Consider the following 14,474-nt stretch of genomic DNA (forward strand, 5'->3'; position numbering starts at 1 on the left):
GCACCGGGCCGGAGCTGGCCTCGCGGCGGCGCACGTGTCGGCGGTGGCCGTGAGCCCGCACGAACGCGCGGGGGAGGATGGTGTCGTTTACGCTGGGACCGACCCCAGCGCGCTGTTTCGGTCCGAGGACGGCGGGGCGACCTGGGAGGAGCTCACGGCACTCCGGGCGCTTCCCTCCGCCTCCAGTTGGAGCTTCCCGCCGCGGCCGGAGACCAGCCATGTCCGCTGGATCACACTCGACCCATCTGAGGGCACCACACTGTACGTCTGCATCGAGGCTGGCGCCCTGGTCCGCAGCCGGGACGGCGGCCGGACCTGGCTCGACAGGATGCCAGGCGGTCCGCTGGACACGCACACGCTGGAGGTGCACCCTGAGGTGCCGGGCCGGCTCTACTCAGCGGCCGGGGACGGCGTTATGGGCGGTCACGGCTACAACGAGAGCTGGGATGGAGGTGACAGCTGGACGCACCCTGAGGGAGGCCTCGAACACCACTACTTGTACGGCCTGGCCGTCGATCCCGGCGACCCCGGCACTGTGGTGGTCTCCGCGGCCGAATCGCCACGGGCAGCGCACGATCCCGGGCGTGCGAGCGCGACATCTACAGGCGTTCGGGTGACCAGCCGTGGCGCGAGGTGCGGCACGGGCTGCCGGAAACCAGTGGCAGCTTGCGGGCGCTGCTGGCGGCACACCCTGCCGAACCGGGGGTGTTCTACGCCGGCAGCAATCGCGGCCTCTTCCGCTCAGGCGACGCCGGCGTCAGCTGGGAAACGCTGCGCTTGTCAGAGCCGGTATCCGTGGAGCATGCCATCGCTGTGTCCGTTTAGCACCAGCGGAGCGCACACTGCAGCGCCAGGAGGATCTTCCACACCAGCCATTAAGCTGACGTGATGCAGCGGACCGCCAGTCCCAGCGCGGCGGAATTCTACCGCGGCTGGGATGGCTATCAAGAGAAGCTGGTCAGCGCGATCGCCCCGCTGGACGACGCCCAGCTGGACCTTTCGGCGGCTCCCCAGCTCTGGTCAATTCGGATGCTGGTGAGTCACATCATCGCTTCGCGGGCGTGGTGGTTCCACTTCTTCCTGGGTGAAGGCGGCAGCGAGTTCCAAAGGTATGCCCACTCCTGGCTCGATGAGGGCGGGACCGAGAGGTATGCCAGCTGGGACGACTTCGAGGTGACTGCCAGCTTTGAGGCAGCCACCAGGCGCCCGGCGTCCGAGCTGCTTCCGGGCTTGGCGGAAACCGGATCGCTGCTGACTTCCTGCCTGGAGCACTGGACGATCGCCGATCTTGCCGCGGAGGTGAAGCGGCCGTTCCCGAACGAGGCTGGCGAGAGGACCGTCCGCACCCGCCAGTGGGTCGTCTGGCATATTGCCGAGCACGACCTCCACCACGGCGGCGAGATCTCGCTAACGCTGGGGATGCACGGCCTGCCGGGGCTGAACCTCTAACTGATCACACGGGCGCGACGCCTCGCCCCCTTGAGCTGCCAGCCGCGTCCGCTAACCACCCTGGGGTCCAACGACCGCGATGGATGTGATCGCCGTTGTGGTGGTCGACTTCCTTGGGGGCCGGCTCGGCGGGAGGCGGTCGCAGGGCCACCTCCCGTGCCATTGGACAATGTCTCTACTTCTCGATCGGCGCCCTGACAGTGCTGCCCCATTCGGTCCAGGAGCCGTCGTAGTTCCGGACCTTATCGAAGCCCAAGAGCTCCTGCAGGACGAACCAGGTGTGTGCTGACCGCTCGCCGATGCGGCAGTAGGCGATCACCTCGCGCTCGCCCGTGATGCCCTTTTCGGCGTAGATGCGCTTCAGCTCCTCCGGGTTCTTGAAGCTGCCATCTGGCTGCACAGCCGTGGCCCAGGGGACGTTGACAGCTGTCGGGATGTGGCCGCCGCGCTGGGCCCCCTCCTGGGGCAGGTTCTCCGGGGCCAGCAGTTGGCCCGAGAACTCGAGCGGGGAGCGAACGTCGACCAAGCCCACCTTGCCCAGCGAGCTCTGGACGTCCTCCTTGTAGGCGCGGAGTTCCTCTCTCGGCTCGGCCGGAAACGCATAGCTCGTCTTTTCGATGTGGGGCGCCTCAGTTGTGTAGGAACGGCCTTCGGCCTCCCACTTGACGCGACCGCCATCCACCAGCTTGACCCGGTCATGGCCGTAGTACTTGAGCGCCCAGTAGGCGTAGGCCGCGAACCAGTTGTTGTTGTCGCCGTAGAGCAGCACTGTCGTGTCCGGTCGGACGCCGCTCTCGCCCAGTCTGCGGGCCAGAGCCTCCCGGCTGGCCAGATCCCTAACGGTGGGATCCTGCAGGTCCCGCTTCCAGTCCCAGCCGAAGGCGCCCTCGATGTGGCCGCGATCGTAGGCGGTGGGGTCGACGTCGACCTCGATCAGGCTGTAGCCAGGCTCGTTCAGATGATCGGCCAGCCAGCCCGTGCTGACCAGGGCCTGCGAGTTGGCGATAACGGTTGTATCGGACATATGAAATAGCTCCAGAAGAAGAGGGAAAGGGATCGACCACCGGCGAGATGCGCGGCGGCGAGGGTCGGCTGAAAGCCGACTAGCTACAGAAGCAGGTCGGGCAGTGTGTCAAACGCTGGGCCGGCCAGCGAAAGAGGTGCCGCATACTCGACGATTCTAAGGAATGACCAGCGCACCCCCGGCCAGGCTCGATCTCGTCAAGTACCAGGCGCTCGGCAACGACTACCTTGTGCTCGACCTGCCGGCTCCGCTCGAAGCGGTCGTTCAGCTGCTGCCGCAGATCTGCGACCGCCACCGGGGCGTCGGCAGCGATGGCCTCCTGTCTTTCGATCCGGCCACCTTCGCACTCCGCATCTTCAACCCGGACTCGTCCGAGGCGGAGAAGAGCGGCAGCGGCCTGCGCATAGCCGCCTGCCATGCTGTGCTTGAGCACGGGGCCACGGGTCGCCTGGCGATAGCCACCCGGGATCGCGTCAACGAGATCCTGGTGGTCGGGCGCCGGGGACCGGAGGTAGTCTCTCGCCTCGACATCGGCCCACCGCGGTTCGAGCCCGACTCCTGCCTCGAGCTGGAGACGCCGGCCGGTCGGGTCAGCTGTCGTGCGGTCGACGTCGGCAACCCCCATTGCGTGGTCTTCGGGCAGCCTGTGACGGCTGAGCGCTGCCGCGAGCTGGGACCGTTGCTGGAGAACCACCCTCGCTTTCCCAACCGGACAAACGTTCAGCTGGCGGAGCCCCTTGGTCGGGACCGCGCGCGGGTCGAGATCTGGGAGCGCGGCGCCGGCTACACGCTGGCCTCAGGGACCAGCGCCAGCGCTGTCGCGGCCGCGCTCATCCGCTCGGGCCAATGCAACAGCAGCCTTGACGTTCTCATGCCGGGGGGGACGCTGCACGTCGAACAGCTGGCCGACGGGCATCTCGTTCAGACAGGGCCTGCCAAGCGCGTCTGCGGGATCTCGCTGCGACTGGACGACCTCGACGGCCCCCTCACCGAAGAGCCTTAGTTTCCCTGCAGCAGGCCGCCCACGCCTGAGCTTTCGCTGTGCGGCAGGTAATGAGCTATCGCGTGGGCAAGGTGCGACATGCTCATCGACTGGAGCCAGATCCGGCCCGGCCCCGTCAGCGTGGCCAAGAAGAGGCCGCCGCCGCCGAAGAGAGCGTTCCGGATGCCGGGCACGGTGGTCACGTTGAAGGCCACGCTCTCCTCGAAGAGCGCAACGTGGCCGGGATGGATGCGGAGCGTGTTGCCCGCCTGCAGGTCGTACTGGACGACCTCACCGTGAAGCTCCACGAAGGCCAGTCCCTCACCGCCCAGGCGCTGCATGCGAAAACCGGTGCCGCCGAAGATGCCGGCGCCCAGCCGCTGGTTGATGCCCATTGTCAGCTGCACGCCAGGGGTGGCGCACATGAAGCCGTGCCTGTGCACCAGGTAGCTGCGCCCCTGGCCCAGGTGGAGAGGCATGATCTGGCCGGGCAGCTTGGCGCAGAACGTCACCATCCCGGGCCCGCCCTGAGAGGTGTACTCGGTCATGAAGATGGTGGATCCGGCAAGGGCCCGGCCCATGACCGCCATGAAGCCGCCCTGCTGGCCGCCGACCGAAGTGCCTGTGTTGAGCCCTATCGACATTGAGATCCAGGACAGCTCGCCCGATTCGGCGAAGACCATTTCTCCCGGCTGCAACATCATTTCCAAGACGGGCATTGTGGTGCCGACGATTCGATGATCCACTGCTGATGCTCTCCTTTCAGAGTCCTACGCCCAAAGTTCGCCTTCGCCAGACATCTGACCAGCTGAAGCCGCGGCAGGAAGTGGCTGCGGCCGATCGCGCCGAATTCATTACTGGATGCTGCGCAGGCTGCGGTCGGCTTTGGTCAGCAGCCTGGCGCCGCCGGCTTCCACCACCACGTCATCCTCGATGCGCACGCCGCCCCAGCCAGGCAGGTAGACGCCCGGCTCAATGGTGATCACCATGCCCTCCTCCAGCACCGTCTGGCTGCCGGGATCAAGGCTCGGGTGCTCGTGCGCCTCCAGCCCCAGCCCATGCCCTAGGCGGTGGGTGAAGTGGTCGGCGTGGCCACCGGCCCCGATCTTGGCCCGTGCGATCTGATCCAGCTCCCCGGCTGTCAGGCCTGGCTCGACCGCTGCGACAGCGGCGTCGTGGGCTGCCAGCACGAGTGCGTGGAGCTCAGCCTGCTCAGAGCTGGGCGGCCCGACCACACCCACGCGCGTCACGTCGGCCGCGTAGCCCTCGTGGCTTGCCCCAAAGTCCAGAAGGACCAGGTCGCCGAGCTGCAGGCGGCGGCCTGTCTGCCGGCCGTGGGGAAGGGCTGAATTGGGCCCGCTCAAGGCAATGCTGCCAAACGCTGCTGACGTGCCCAACTCGCTCATCAAGGCCTCCAGCGCCCTCCCCATCTCAACCTCGGTCATGCCTTCGTGAAGCCGCTCCCAGATGGCCTCGCTCACAAGGTCAGTGAGCTGGGCGGCGCGCTCCAGGGCTGCCAGCTCCTCGGGTGACTTGCAGGCCCGAAATCGAGTCAGGGTCGGGCCAACGTCCACGGCTTCTGACACACGTGTCAGATCGCGCAGCTTCTCCCAGCTGCCGAGGCTGATATGGGCCTTCTCCACCGCCAATCGATGGCCGATCCCTGCCAGAGCCTGGGCCACCTCCGGCCAGGGATCGCTGCCGTCTGCCCAGGGCAGCAGCGCCGCTCCCCTCACCACTGAGCGGGCCCCCGCCTCCTCCAGCGCCGGCAGCACGACAGTGGCTTCGGTGGCGGTCACCACCAACCCATAGAGCCGCTCGTGCGGATTTAGACGAAGACCTGTCAGGTAGGCGATGGAGACGGGGTCGGTCAGGTAGGAGGCTCGGACCGACTCGGAGCGCAGCCAGGTTTGCAGCCGATCGAGCATTTTGGTGGGCTCAGCTGATGCTGACTATGCGCACTGTGTAGCTGCCTCCGGTCGGTGTCTCCACTTGGACCTCTTCGCCCGCTCGATGGCCGAGGAGAGCTCGTCCGATGGCTGACTCATAGCTCACCCGGCCGGCCGCGGGATCCGCCTCGGCCGGCCCGACGATCTTGTACGACTCCTCAGGGCCATCCTCTTCGACGAAGCTCACCGTGCTGGAGATCTGGACTTCTCCGGTCGGGATCTGCGACTCGATCAGGACGTGGTTCTGGACAATGCGCTGCAGCTCCTGGATCCTCGTTTCCAGGAAGGACTGCTCGTTGCGAGCGGCGTGATACTCAAAGTTCTCGCTCAGGTCGCCCAGCTCGCGCGCCGACTTGATCTTGGCCACTATTTGTGGCCGGCGCACCTCGGTCAGCTCCTGCAGCTCGCGCCTCACACCGGCGAGTCCCTCGGCTGTGATCGGAACCTCGTCGGATGACCTCATCCCAGCCCTCCCGGAAGCAGTCCCTGGAGCTGCTGGTAGACGCGTCGCTGGATCAGATGCGTGACGCCAAACACCGCAGCCGCCAGGGCAGCGCCGACCAGTAGAGCCAGCAGGGCGTGCCCCAGGTCAAGGTGGAGGAGGATGGGCAGAAGGGCGACTATGTCGTCGCCCAGGATGGCGGCGGCCACCAGTGCAAGCGGTGTGACTATGGGGAGCAACCGGAGGCGCTTTAGCACTTGCGGCACGGGCTGCGGCGGTCGTGGCATCATGCGCTGGCCCATGACGCCCACGCTGGCGACGTGCCGCAGGTTGGGCGTGACAGAGAGCATCACCGGCACCTGGTTGCCTGGCACCTTGGCCAGCTTCTCCGGCTGGACGAGGAACTGCTCCTGGCCGCCTCGCGTCTTGATCATCAGAGTGCCCAGCCCGAGTGCCTGACTCACCTCGCTGGCGCCCAGGAGCTGCCCCTGGATCAACTTCGGCTCGGCGCTGCGGTCAGCTCGCGCCAGCCGGATGCCCGGCAGCAGGAAGGCCGCCATAAGCGCGACCGGGATGATCCAGACGATCGCCGCAGCGATTCGAACGGGCCAGCCATAGGGCAGGAGGAGCAGGATGGCCACGCCCAAGAGGAGGCAGACGACCGCGGCGATCAGCGCGTAGAGGCCGATCCTGACCACCAAGCTTGGCGCGTAGCCCTGGAGCATGCCGCCGCTGCGAACGTACTGCGCCTGCGTCTTGCGCTGCTCGGTTCGCGTCTGAGGTGCTGCCGGCTGAACCGGCGGCTTCGGCTTGACCACCCGGCGAACCTGCTGCCTGGTGCCTCCACTCTTCTTGGCCATCCCAACGGCAGTCTATCTAGTGTCCAGCGCCAGAGATTCGTTGGCAGTTTACGGCTCCGGAGACCGATGCCAGCGTGGCTGGACACTTCGGTGAGAGCGGTTTGGTCAGCCGCCTGAGCGCGTTTGGTCACGCGGCTGGCAGCACCAGCCGAGGTGCGCCCTGCGCACAGCTATGGCTCAGCAGTGCCAGCGCGGGTCGGGAGGCGCCTGGAATGTCGCTTCGGCGCGGGGCGTTGGCCGTAAGGCTCCGTCGTCTTCGAGCAGCCCCGCAGCGATGAGCCGCGCGGCAGCCTGGTGCTCCGCGTGGTTGCGGAGCGCGTGTCGGGCTCGCTCCTGGCTCGGCCGGGTGAGCGCCCGGTGAAGCACCGCAGCGCCAACGAGGTCGAGCGGCTCGCGGCTGTGTCGGAAGCAGCGGGCGATCTCACGTTCGTCGAGGAGCCCGGTCGTGGTCCGAGCCGCCATCGGTTTCGTGATCGGACGCGAATACTTCAGAGAACGCGCGCTCTCAAAAGCTACGCCAAGTCTCGCTATTGGCGAGGAGCGGGGAAGTCGTCGTTGTGCCTTTCAGTCCTGCTTCCCTGCGACGCGAGCGTCAGTCGCCTGGCGGTGCTTACTGCTTCGGCGGTGAGCGGCAGCCTTATCCAGAGTGCGGAAGAGCACAAGTCCTGACCGCTGCCCCTGCCGCTGGCGTTCCAGCAACGATCTACACGACCAGCGTCGCGGCGAGCTCTGCCAGTTGGTCGACGCCGTCACCGAAGTTCGTGCCGCTCGTCATGACGATGACGTGGTCTGCGCCGGCTGCCAGGTGTTCACGCACCTTGGCTTCGATTGACGCTGCGTCCCCGTGCCCGATGATTGCGTCCACCAGCCGGTCGCTCACGTCGCTGATGTCTTGCTCGGAGTAGCCCAGTCGCGTCATAGCGGCTGGATAAGTGCCCGGCTGACTTAGCGGGCCGGCGGCCCTCTGCCGCGCGGTGGTCCTCGCTTGGGCTGGGTCGGCGTCCGTGACAACCGCCAGCCCGACCACCAGGAGCTTGTCTGGCCCGAGTACCTGCCTAGCGTGTGCCGTGTATTCGGGGGGCACCATGATGGGGATCGCCCCGTCGGTGGTTTCGCCTGACATCGCGAGCATCTTCGGGCCGGTCGCCCCGACAATCTTGGGGTAGGCGGCATCGGGCGCCGGTGGCATGGTCAGAGAGGCCATCTGGTCGAGGTAATCGCGCATCGTGGCCACGGGCCGGCCGAAGTCGCGGCCGACGCTAGCCGCTTGCTGCGGATAGCCGACCCCTAGCCCGAGCACGAAGCGGCCTGGAAAGGCCTGGGACAGCAGCGCCGCCGCGGCATGTGCAGTCTGCGGGGGCCGAGCCCAGATGTTGGCAATGCTCGTCCCGAACACCATCCGCTGTGTGGCGGCGAGCAGCACGGCCAGCTGTACCAAGGCGTCTTTGCCGCCGACGACCTCGTTGGTCCACGCGGCACGGTAGCCGGCATTCTCGAGCCGGTGAACTGCCTCACGCTGAACATCGACCGGCGCCGTGCTGTTCACTGAGACCGGTAGCAGCACGCCGATCGGCCCCGGCGCACGTCGGGTTGCCTCAACGACAGTCGTGGTTGTCATGGCATCCTGTTTCAGTTCTCGACGATCGTAGCCGCGATCGAGATCGTCGATGGTGGTCGGCCGACTCACAGAGTCGCTGTCCATGCCAAGGCACAGCTCAACCGCGTGGGATCTGCATGTGGACCCGGCACTGGCTCTGGCTCACGAGTGCAAGCCGGAGACGAATTCGCCGCCCACGTCGGTGGCGAGTGACGCTCCGAACAGCGCAGCTGGGGTGTAAGCGCCTGGTTCTGCTTGTTGTGCGAGCAACCGGCGGGCGACCTCGGCGGCAGCCGCTTCTGTGAAGTGTTGAGCGTCGTCGAGTCGTAGCCAGCCTTCGCGGCGGGTGCCGTCGTTCCACTCGGCCCGAACGTGTCCCCAAGAGAACGTCCTGGGACGCTCGCGCTCACGTATGGGGATGCGGGCGACGCGATCGATGGCGAAGCGTCGCAGGGTCGAGGAGCGCATCAGGGTTGACAGCACCGGGAAAGCCACGCGCATGGCTGGGCTGGATGGGATCTCCGATGACGCGGAGATGACTGAGTCGGCGTGGCTGGCTCGCCATGCGGCGAGGAGGTCACCGGTCGGGAGTGCGGCGGTGGTGACGGTGTCGCCGGTGGGGGTGGTCAGTTGTTGGCGTGCGCCGGCGACTGCGAATCGGACAAGGCTCCCGTGCTCGACGCGGCGACCTCCCTCAGGCGCGCCGTCGAGGATGCTGCCGGCCAGCGCGGAGCCGATGACACCTCTCTCGGTCGCCAGCGAGGGGATGGCATCGACCCGCACTCGCGCAGGTGCCGCGCGCCCCTCACAGACGTGGAGCACGACGCTTTCGGTGGCGATGACCCCGAATCCGGCGCCGGTCACGACGGTGCTGGCCTTGTCGACTGCCCGCTGGTGCCCGTCCAGGACGGCGCGGATGCCCGGGAGCTCGTTCCCGATGTCAACGTAGTGCCCGCCCGGCGGGCATGCCTCGATGACCGGCACCGAGGTGCGGGCGAATGGGCCGATCGTGTTCAGGACGACCGCAGGCGCGGCATGTCGCATCTGCGTCAGCAGCGATTCGAACGAGCCGGAGACAACGTCGACATCCCCCAGTTCGGCCGCGATCGATGCGAGGCGGGCCGCGTCCCGCCCGGCCAACACAATGGTCTGGCCTGTCTCGTGCAAGCGCTGGGCGATGCCGCTCCCAGTGCGCCCGGTTGCGCCCAGCACCCAGATGTCGTTGCTCATGTTTGCTTCTCGAAGTAGGTGCCGTGCTCGATGTCGTCGAGCAGCGAGATCTCGGTCGGTTTCCACCCGAGCCGTTCGGTCGTGAGCGCGCTGGAGGTGGGGTTGTCCACACCGACGAAAGAGGCGAGGAAGCTGAAGCGCTTGGTCACCTGCTGGGGGGTGGCTGCGGTGACTGGGAGCGCTAGGTGCCGGCCGATCGCGGCGGCGATGTCTTTGAACGGCACGCCTTCGTCGCCGATGCCGTGATAGCGGGCGCCGGCCTCACCGTCTTCCAGCGCCTACACGAACAGGCGGGCAGCGTCGAAGCGGTGGACAGACGGCCACCGGTTGCGACCGTCGCCGGCGTAGCCGGAGACGCCGTACTTGCGGGCGTAGCCAATGAACCGCGGCAGAAAGCCGTGGTGGTCACCGTCGCCGTGGACGATGGGCGGCAGCCGCACGAGAGATGCGCGCACGCCGCGCCCGGCAAGGTCCGCGACGGCCCGCTCGGTGGCGCCGCGGAGCGCGCCGACTCCGTCGGGGTCGATGTCGTCGTTCTCGGTGGCCAGCCGGCCGGCCGGCAGGGCGAGGGTTCCGAAGGTCGACACAAACGGGCGGCCAGTGCCAAGCGCCTGCCCGATGGTGGTGATGGCGGTGCGGTCCGAGGCGCTCGTGGCCCTGAGGAACCTTGGCACGATACGGCGAGGGCTGCCGCCGAGCACAACCCGTAGGCGCGTGGCGAGGCCGGCGTGCGAGAACTGATGAAAGTAGGCGGTGTGGATCGCCGCGTCGGCCTGCCTGGCCCCGCGGCGAAGGCTGTCCGGGTCCTCAACCGACCCGTGATGAGGCGCCGCCCCAGCGGCCGTCAGCGTCGCGGCCGCCGCGTCGGAGCGGGCCAGGCCGATTACGTCGTGCCAATGGCCGATGAGTTCTTCGACGACGGCCGAGCCGATGAATCCGGTTTCCCCTGTAACGAACACTCGCATGCTCAACGTCCTCTCCCGGCGCATGAGTCGTTGGAAGCCGAACGCACGCGACCGGCTGGAGCGCGCGGCACTGGCCTTGTTCCTCGAGCGCGGTTTCGACAGTGTGACCGTCCCGGAGATCACTGCCCGCGCCGGGCTGACGACGCGTACCTTCTTCCGACACTTCGCTGACAAACGCGAAGTTTTGTTCGCCGACGCCGACCAGATGCCGGCCCTCGCGGCCCGCCTAGTTCACGACGCCCCGCCCGACCTCGGACCGATCGACCTGGTAGCGCGCGCGCTGCCGACGCTCGCGGCAACAGCGTTTGAAGGCCGCCTCGAGCAGCTCAAGCACCGCAAGGCCATCATTGACGGCAACGACGGGTTGCGCGAACGCGAACTGCGCAAGAAGGAACAGCTGGTCGACGCTATCGCCGAAGCATTCAGGCACCGCGGCGTCGACGACCTGACCGCCGCCGTGACGGCCGAGACCGCAGTCGGCGTGGTCAAGGTGGCGCTGCGCCGGTGGGTCGAGTCAAGCGGTCAGGAACCGCTGCGCACGGTCATGACCGACTCGCTAGCGCAGATAAGCGAAGCCTTCGACCAGTTCAACCAACCCAGGTCCGGACCTCGGAGGAGCGCGGAGTCACCGTTGATCGCCTGAGCCGATCATGAGCCCGACCTGACAACGGAGCGCTCTCTCGCCATGGGCCGACGGACGATCAGGCTGCCGCAATCCCGCCCCGATCCAGCTGCGCGGCGCGGGCCTCGCGTTCGTTAGGTGACGACCATCTCTCTCGGCGGGAGCAGCGCCCTGCTTAGGGCGGATGCGGGACGCGATCTGCAGCTGCCAGCGGCTGGTTGAGCGAACACGTGGTTCGACGCCAGAGCCTCGCTGTCATTCGACCGACGTTCTACTCAACGAACCCCTAACCCACGACACTGGCGCCCCGGCCGCGGAGGCGAGTCTGGGCATTCTCGCAAGTCAGCTTGAATTCGCCTCCCGCTGGGTAGGCTTCGAACAAGATGAGCAGCGGATCCACGGATTTGGCGGAGTCGCTGAGCAGGCTTTTTCGCTCGCTCAGCAAAGCGGCGGTGCGCGAGGCCCCCTACCTGAGGCGGGCCGGCGAGAAGATAGTTCGGGAGGACCTGCCAGGGCTTGAGCAGGCCGTCAGGCACCGGTTCAACGAATTCAACCGGCGCTGGCCGCCTTCCTGAAGCCGGCGTCCTGGCGTTGCTCGACGTTGCCCAGGGCGACCTGGGCCGCGTGACCGAGCCCGGACATCATCAGGGGACGTTAAGAGCCCCCACAAAGAGGCCCTGAAACCCCAGGTCCTTGACCTGGCTGGGACTGGCCAGCTTCAGCTCGTCGACGTTGCTCTCGCCCTGAGGGGTCGCCTGAACGCCGACCACCGTCTGTCTGTCGAGCCAGCCCTGACCGACGAACGTCGATGGCAGCTGAACGACGCTGCCATCCCTGCCCGCCACCTGGGTCCCGGCGGTAACACGCTGGCCATCGGGCGAGAGTGTGAAGCCACCGTCGCCTGGCTTCTTGGCCTCGAAGAGCAGCGATCCGTCAGGATTGCGCGCCTGGGCGGAAGCGCTCTCGCTGACGCAGAGTAGCGTCCCGTCCGGGTTGACGGCGACCGCCCGGCAGCCGCTGCCACCCAGCTGCCTCTGCGGCCAACCATCAGGACCCAGCGTGCTGACGTGGCCCCAGAACCAGAGGCCGGGTGATGCCTGCTGGGTGGCGGGCGGCATGTCGGTTGTCACCACCGGCGCGTCCAAGGCCCAGCCGACCACTGCAACCGCGTCGGTGGGTGGCTTCGTCTGCGGCCACTCCTGATGCCGGATGCGAGTCGCCGCCTGGCCAGGGCTGGCGGCGTAGATGTCCAAGGCGAAGTTGCCAGGTCCGAACGCCTGACCCGGGCTCGGCGATGGCTCGGGCCAGGTGAAAACCGCGCCGACCAACCGGGATCCGTCAGGGCTGACCGCGAAGGAGAGCGACTGCTGCGAGCCGGTCAAAGGAAACTGAGCGACTTGCTGCTCGGTTCCGTCCACTGCCAAGGCGCGGACCCGGCCCTCTCCGTCCGCGTAGTAAGCGTGGCCGTCGACGACAGTGGCCTCCGGCGCCAACACTGGCGCGGCGAAGTTGACCCGAGGCGCGGAGCGCGGTGTGAAGCTGTGGGAAACGATCACTGAGCCGTCGGGCCTGCGCAGACTTATGCGGTTGTGGATCGGTTGAGCTCTCGGCCCTGGCTCCAGCGCCACCATCACCTCCCCATGCACTACCTGTGCGGTGGAGGCCGAGGGGACTGACGACGACGAAGGGTTGGACTGGCTGGCCGCCGAGCAGCCACCGGCGAGCAGCGCCAGGAAAATGCAGCCGAGCATCGATCGAGCGCACGCTCGCAGACCCATCCCTCCCCTACTAACCATTACTTCCCAGCTAGAACGCAACCGAGCCCACGGCTGTTTCGTCGCGGAGCCAGTTCGTACCTGGCGGGGCCGAGACGCCGTTAGAGTTGGCGACGATGCTGAACTGGGGAAGCATCCTGCTCCGCTCGCTGCTGGCCTGGGCGCCCATCGCCTTGGCGGTGCTCGCGGTCGGTGGCCTCGCTTATGCGGTCGGCCAGCAGACGATCCGAGCCGGCGCTGACGACCCCCAGATCCAGCTCGCCCATGACACCGCCCAGCGTCTGAACCGGGCCCCCGAGCCAGTGCGGTCCGCGGGCGCCGCTCAACCGGCGGTCGATCTGCGCCAGACGCTGGATCCCTACGTGATCCTTTACGACGGCAATGGCCGCCCTGTGAGTCAGACTGTGCAGCTCGACGGCGCGACCCCCGCTCCGCCGGCCGGCGCCTTTGCCGCGGCCACCGGAAGGGGCGAGAACCGCATGACCTGGCAGCCGGCGCCAGGTGTGCGCAGCGCGGTGGTCATCGTGCCGTATCGGGACGGCTACGTTCTGGCCGGGCGGTCGTTGTCCCTCGCTGAGGAGAGGGAGCGCTCTCTCTCGCAGCTGACGGCGCTGGGCGTCCTCGCCACTCTGCTGGCAACAGCGGCGGCCTGCTTTGCCTCGACCTGGCTGCTCACGCTGTGGCGGGGCAGCTCAGCCCGCGAGCGGTAGCAGCGGATCTCCCACACCTGGCTCGGCACCAGGCGGCAGCGGGCGGGCGTCAGGCAGGAGCGAATACCGACGCCGCCAGAGCGCACTGGACGGCCAGCCGCGCCGCCCGCTGCCAACTAGGGCAGCAGCGCCGCCAGGATCTCGCGGGGCCGGTTGGTGAAGACCGAGTCGGGCCGGCAGGCGCGGCACCAGGCCACCGCCTGCTCGTCGTCGACAGTCCAGACGCCGACTGAGCCGCCGGCGGCATGGACTGCCTGCACCAGCTCGGGATCCATTGCGCCGTAGTGCGGGGCGTAGATGTCGGCCAACGCTCCTCGCATCAGGCCGACCGGGTCGATGGGTCTGGCGCCCTCCAGGATGCCCACCTGCAGGTGAGGCTCAAGCTCCTTCAGGCGCCTGACGGAACTGTGCAGGAAGCTGATCACAGCTGTCTGCTCGACGAGCTGATGCTCTCGAAGGAGGCCGACCACGCGCTCCTCCAGGCCCGGATAGGCAATCGGAATCTGCTTCAGCTCGATGCAGAGGCCTGCCCTGCCGCTCACGAGGTCCAGCAGCTCGCGCAGCAACGGCAAGCGCTCGCCGCTGCCCGCGTCCAGCTGGCGCAGCTCAGCCAGAGTGTGCTGAACGACCAGCCCGCTGCCGTTGGTGGTGCGGTCCAGCGTGTGGTCGTGGATCACCACCAGTTCGCCGTCAGACGACGGGTGGACGTCGCATTCGATCATGTCGACACCCAACTCGAGAGCCGATCGGAACGAGGTGAGGGTGTTCTCAGGCGCCTCGGCCGGGTTGCCGCGGTGGCCGCCGATCAACGGTCTACCGGTGGCTTGCGCCCGCTCGTAGAGGTCGCGCAGAGGGGTGGGCGGGCTCAC

The 14,474-nt window shown here is 67.5% G+C and carries 18 protein-coding genes; 6 read left to right on the plus strand and 12 right to left on the minus strand.

The window, feature by feature from the left end; translation table 11 throughout:
- Positions 1–633: 633 nt before the first annotated feature.
- Together ACR2MZ_RS05800 and ACR2MZ_RS05805 are read left to right on the plus strand one after the other, a co-directional pair.
- Entirely contained in the window at positions 634–825 is a 192-nt protein-coding gene (locus tag ACR2MZ_RS05800; protein ID WP_434004121.1) for a beta propeller repeat protein, read from the plus strand.
- A 63-nt stretch (positions 826–888) separates the two neighbouring features.
- Positions 889–1,449, plus strand: coding sequence for a DinB family protein (locus ACR2MZ_RS05805; protein ID WP_434004122.1), 561 nt, complete (start codon positions 889–891; stop codon positions 1,447–1,449).
- 175 nt (positions 1,450–1,624) lie between these two features.
- On the opposite strand, the gene ACR2MZ_RS05810 is transcribed toward ACR2MZ_RS05805, so the two are convergent.
- Entirely contained in the window at positions 1,625–2,455 is an 831-nt protein-coding gene (locus ACR2MZ_RS05810; protein WP_434004155.1) for a sulfurtransferase, read from the minus strand.
- A gap of 181 nt (positions 2,456–2,636) precedes the next feature.
- Here ACR2MZ_RS05810 and dapF point away from each other — a divergent pair, with 181 nt between their 5' ends.
- Positions 2,637–3,476 carry a diaminopimelate epimerase gene (gene dapF / locus ACR2MZ_RS05815; RefSeq protein ID WP_434004123.1) on the plus strand — a complete coding sequence of 280 codons (840 nt, stop codon included), beginning with the start codon at positions 2,637–2,639 and terminating at the stop codon, positions 3,474–3,476.
- On the opposite strand, the gene ACR2MZ_RS05820 is transcribed toward dapF, so the two are convergent.
- The 9 genes from ACR2MZ_RS05820 to ACR2MZ_RS05860 all read right to left on the minus strand — a co-directional run bounded on the left by ACR2MZ_RS05820 (position 3,473) and on the right by ACR2MZ_RS05860 (position 10,498).
- The gene (locus tag ACR2MZ_RS05820) at positions 3,473–4,201 is read right to left on the minus strand and encodes a TIGR00266 family protein (protein WP_434004124.1); all 729 of its coding nucleotides are present in this window, start codon (positions 4,199–4,201) and stop codon (positions 3,473–3,475) included. The two genes, dapF and ACR2MZ_RS05820, sit on opposite strands and share 4 nt — an antisense overlap.
- A 108-nt stretch (positions 4,202–4,309) precedes the next feature.
- The gene (locus ACR2MZ_RS05825; RefSeq protein WP_434004125.1) at positions 4,310–5,383 is read right to left on the minus strand and encodes a M24 family metallopeptidase; all 1,074 of its coding nucleotides are present in this window, start codon (positions 5,381–5,383) and stop codon (positions 4,310–4,312) included.
- A gap of 10 nt (positions 5,384–5,393) precedes the next feature.
- Positions 5,394–5,867, minus strand: coding sequence for a transcription elongation factor GreA (greA, locus tag ACR2MZ_RS05830; RefSeq protein ID WP_434004126.1), 474 nt, complete (start codon positions 5,865–5,867; stop codon positions 5,394–5,396).
- On the minus strand, positions 5,864–6,706 hold the full coding sequence (locus ACR2MZ_RS05835; protein WP_434004127.1) for a hypothetical protein: 843 nt from the start codon (positions 6,704–6,706) through the stop codon (positions 5,864–5,866). Before ACR2MZ_RS05835 ends, greA begins: the two co-directional genes overlap by 4 nt.
- 177 nt (positions 6,707–6,883) lie before the next feature.
- Positions 6,884–7,168: a hypothetical protein gene (locus tag ACR2MZ_RS05840; protein ID WP_434004128.1), complete on the minus strand. Its 285-nt coding sequence runs from the start codon at positions 7,166–7,168 to the stop codon at positions 6,884–6,886.
- A gap of 241 nt (positions 7,169–7,409) precedes the next feature.
- Positions 7,410–8,408, minus strand: coding sequence for a TIGR03620 family F420-dependent LLM class oxidoreductase (locus tag ACR2MZ_RS05845; protein WP_434004129.1), 999 nt, complete (start codon positions 8,406–8,408; stop codon positions 7,410–7,412).
- A gap of 57 nt (positions 8,409–8,465) precedes the next feature.
- Complete coding sequence (locus tag ACR2MZ_RS05850; protein WP_434004130.1) at positions 8,466–9,533, minus strand: saccharopine dehydrogenase NADP-binding domain-containing protein; 1,068 nt, start codon at positions 9,531–9,533, stop codon at positions 8,466–8,468.
- Positions 9,530–9,757 carry a Rossmann-fold NAD(P)-binding domain-containing protein gene (locus tag ACR2MZ_RS05855; RefSeq protein WP_434004131.1) on the minus strand — a complete coding sequence of 76 codons (228 nt, stop codon included), beginning with the start codon at positions 9,755–9,757 and terminating at the stop codon, positions 9,530–9,532. Before ACR2MZ_RS05855 ends, ACR2MZ_RS05850 begins: the two co-directional genes overlap by 4 nt.
- Before the next feature lie 54 nt (positions 9,758–9,811).
- The gene (locus ACR2MZ_RS05860) at positions 9,812–10,498 is read right to left on the minus strand and encodes an NAD-dependent epimerase/dehydratase family protein (protein WP_434004132.1); all 687 of its coding nucleotides are present in this window, start codon (positions 10,496–10,498) and stop codon (positions 9,812–9,814) included.
- On the opposite strand from ACR2MZ_RS05860, the gene ACR2MZ_RS05865 reads away from it, so the two are divergent.
- Both ACR2MZ_RS05865 and ACR2MZ_RS05870 read left to right on the plus strand, forming a co-directional pair.
- Complete coding sequence (locus ACR2MZ_RS05865) at positions 10,497–11,141, plus strand: TetR family transcriptional regulator (protein WP_434004133.1); 645 nt, start codon at positions 10,497–10,499, stop codon at positions 11,139–11,141. The two genes, ACR2MZ_RS05860 and ACR2MZ_RS05865, sit on opposite strands and share 2 nt — an antisense overlap.
- Before the next feature lie 362 nt (positions 11,142–11,503).
- Complete coding sequence (locus ACR2MZ_RS05870; protein WP_434004134.1) at positions 11,504–11,695, plus strand: hypothetical protein; 192 nt, start codon at positions 11,504–11,506, stop codon at positions 11,693–11,695.
- Positions 11,696–11,764: 69 nt separating this feature from the next.
- Here the strand turns inward: ACR2MZ_RS05870 and ACR2MZ_RS05875 are convergent, their stop codons facing one another.
- Positions 11,765–12,871, minus strand: a complete 1,107-nt coding sequence (locus tag ACR2MZ_RS05875; RefSeq protein WP_434004135.1) for a hypothetical protein — start codon at positions 12,869–12,871, stop codon at positions 11,765–11,767.
- A gap of 140 nt (positions 12,872–13,011) precedes the next feature.
- Here ACR2MZ_RS05875 and ACR2MZ_RS05880 point away from each other — a divergent pair, with 140 nt between their 5' ends.
- Positions 13,012–13,605 carry a hypothetical protein gene (locus ACR2MZ_RS05880; RefSeq protein ID WP_434004136.1) on the plus strand — a complete coding sequence of 198 codons (594 nt, stop codon included), beginning with the start codon at positions 13,012–13,014 and terminating at the stop codon, positions 13,603–13,605.
- Positions 13,606–13,721: 116 nt separating this feature from the next.
- Here the strand turns inward: ACR2MZ_RS05880 and ACR2MZ_RS05885 are convergent, their stop codons facing one another.
- Positions 13,722–14,474, minus strand: coding sequence for a glycerophosphodiester phosphodiesterase (locus ACR2MZ_RS05885; RefSeq protein WP_434004137.1), 753 nt, complete (start codon positions 14,472–14,474; stop codon positions 13,722–13,724).

Origin of the sequence: Candidatus Dormiibacter sp., assembly GCF_050999135.1 — a bacterium.
Taxonomy (GTDB): domain Bacteria; phylum Chloroflexota; class Dormibacteria; order Dormibacterales; family Dormibacteraceae; genus Dormiibacter; species Dormiibacter spiritus.

Excerpts from the sequence above, each read along its gene's own strand:
- ACR2MZ_RS05805 (WP_434004122.1), top strand. The coding sequence starts at position 889 with ATGCAGCGGACCGCCAGTCCCAGCGCGGCGGAATTCTACCGCGGCTGG.
- dapF (WP_434004123.1), top strand. The coding sequence starts at position 2,637 with ATGACCAGCGCACCCCCGGCCAGGCTCGATCTCGTCAAGTACCAGGCG.
- ACR2MZ_RS05825 (WP_434004125.1), bottom strand. The coding sequence starts at position 5,383 with ATGCTCGATCGGCTGCAAACCTGGCTGCGCTCCGAGTCGGTCCGAGCC.
- greA (WP_434004126.1), bottom strand. The coding sequence starts at position 5,867 with ATGAGGTCATCCGACGAGGTTCCGATCACAGCCGAGGGACTCGCCGGT.
- ACR2MZ_RS05835 (WP_434004127.1), bottom strand. The coding sequence starts at position 6,706 with ATGGCCAAGAAGAGTGGAGGCACCAGGCAGCAGGTTCGCCGGGTGGTC.
- ACR2MZ_RS05840 (WP_434004128.1), bottom strand. The coding sequence starts at position 7,168 with ATGGCGGCTCGGACCACGACCGGGCTCCTCGACGAACGTGAGATCGCC.
- ACR2MZ_RS05845 (WP_434004129.1), bottom strand. The coding sequence starts at position 8,408 with ATGGACAGCGACTCTGTGAGTCGGCCGACCACCATCGACGATCTCGAT.
- ACR2MZ_RS05850 (WP_434004130.1), bottom strand. The coding sequence starts at position 9,533 with ATGAGCAACGACATCTGGGTGCTGGGCGCAACCGGGCGCACTGGGAGC.
- ACR2MZ_RS05865 (WP_434004133.1), top strand. The coding sequence starts at position 10,497 with ATGCTCAACGTCCTCTCCCGGCGCATGAGTCGTTGGAAGCCGAACGCA.
- ACR2MZ_RS05860 (WP_434004132.1), bottom strand. The coding sequence starts at position 10,498 with ATGCGAGTGTTCGTTACAGGGGAAACCGGATTCATCGGCTCGGCCGTC.
- ACR2MZ_RS05870 (WP_434004134.1), top strand. The coding sequence starts at position 11,504 with ATGAGCAGCGGATCCACGGATTTGGCGGAGTCGCTGAGCAGGCTTTTT.
- ACR2MZ_RS05875 (WP_434004135.1), bottom strand. The coding sequence starts at position 12,871 with ATGCTCGGCTGCATTTTCCTGGCGCTGCTCGCCGGTGGCTGCTCGGCG.
- ACR2MZ_RS05880 (WP_434004136.1), top strand. The coding sequence starts at position 13,012 with ATGCTGAACTGGGGAAGCATCCTGCTCCGCTCGCTGCTGGCCTGGGCG.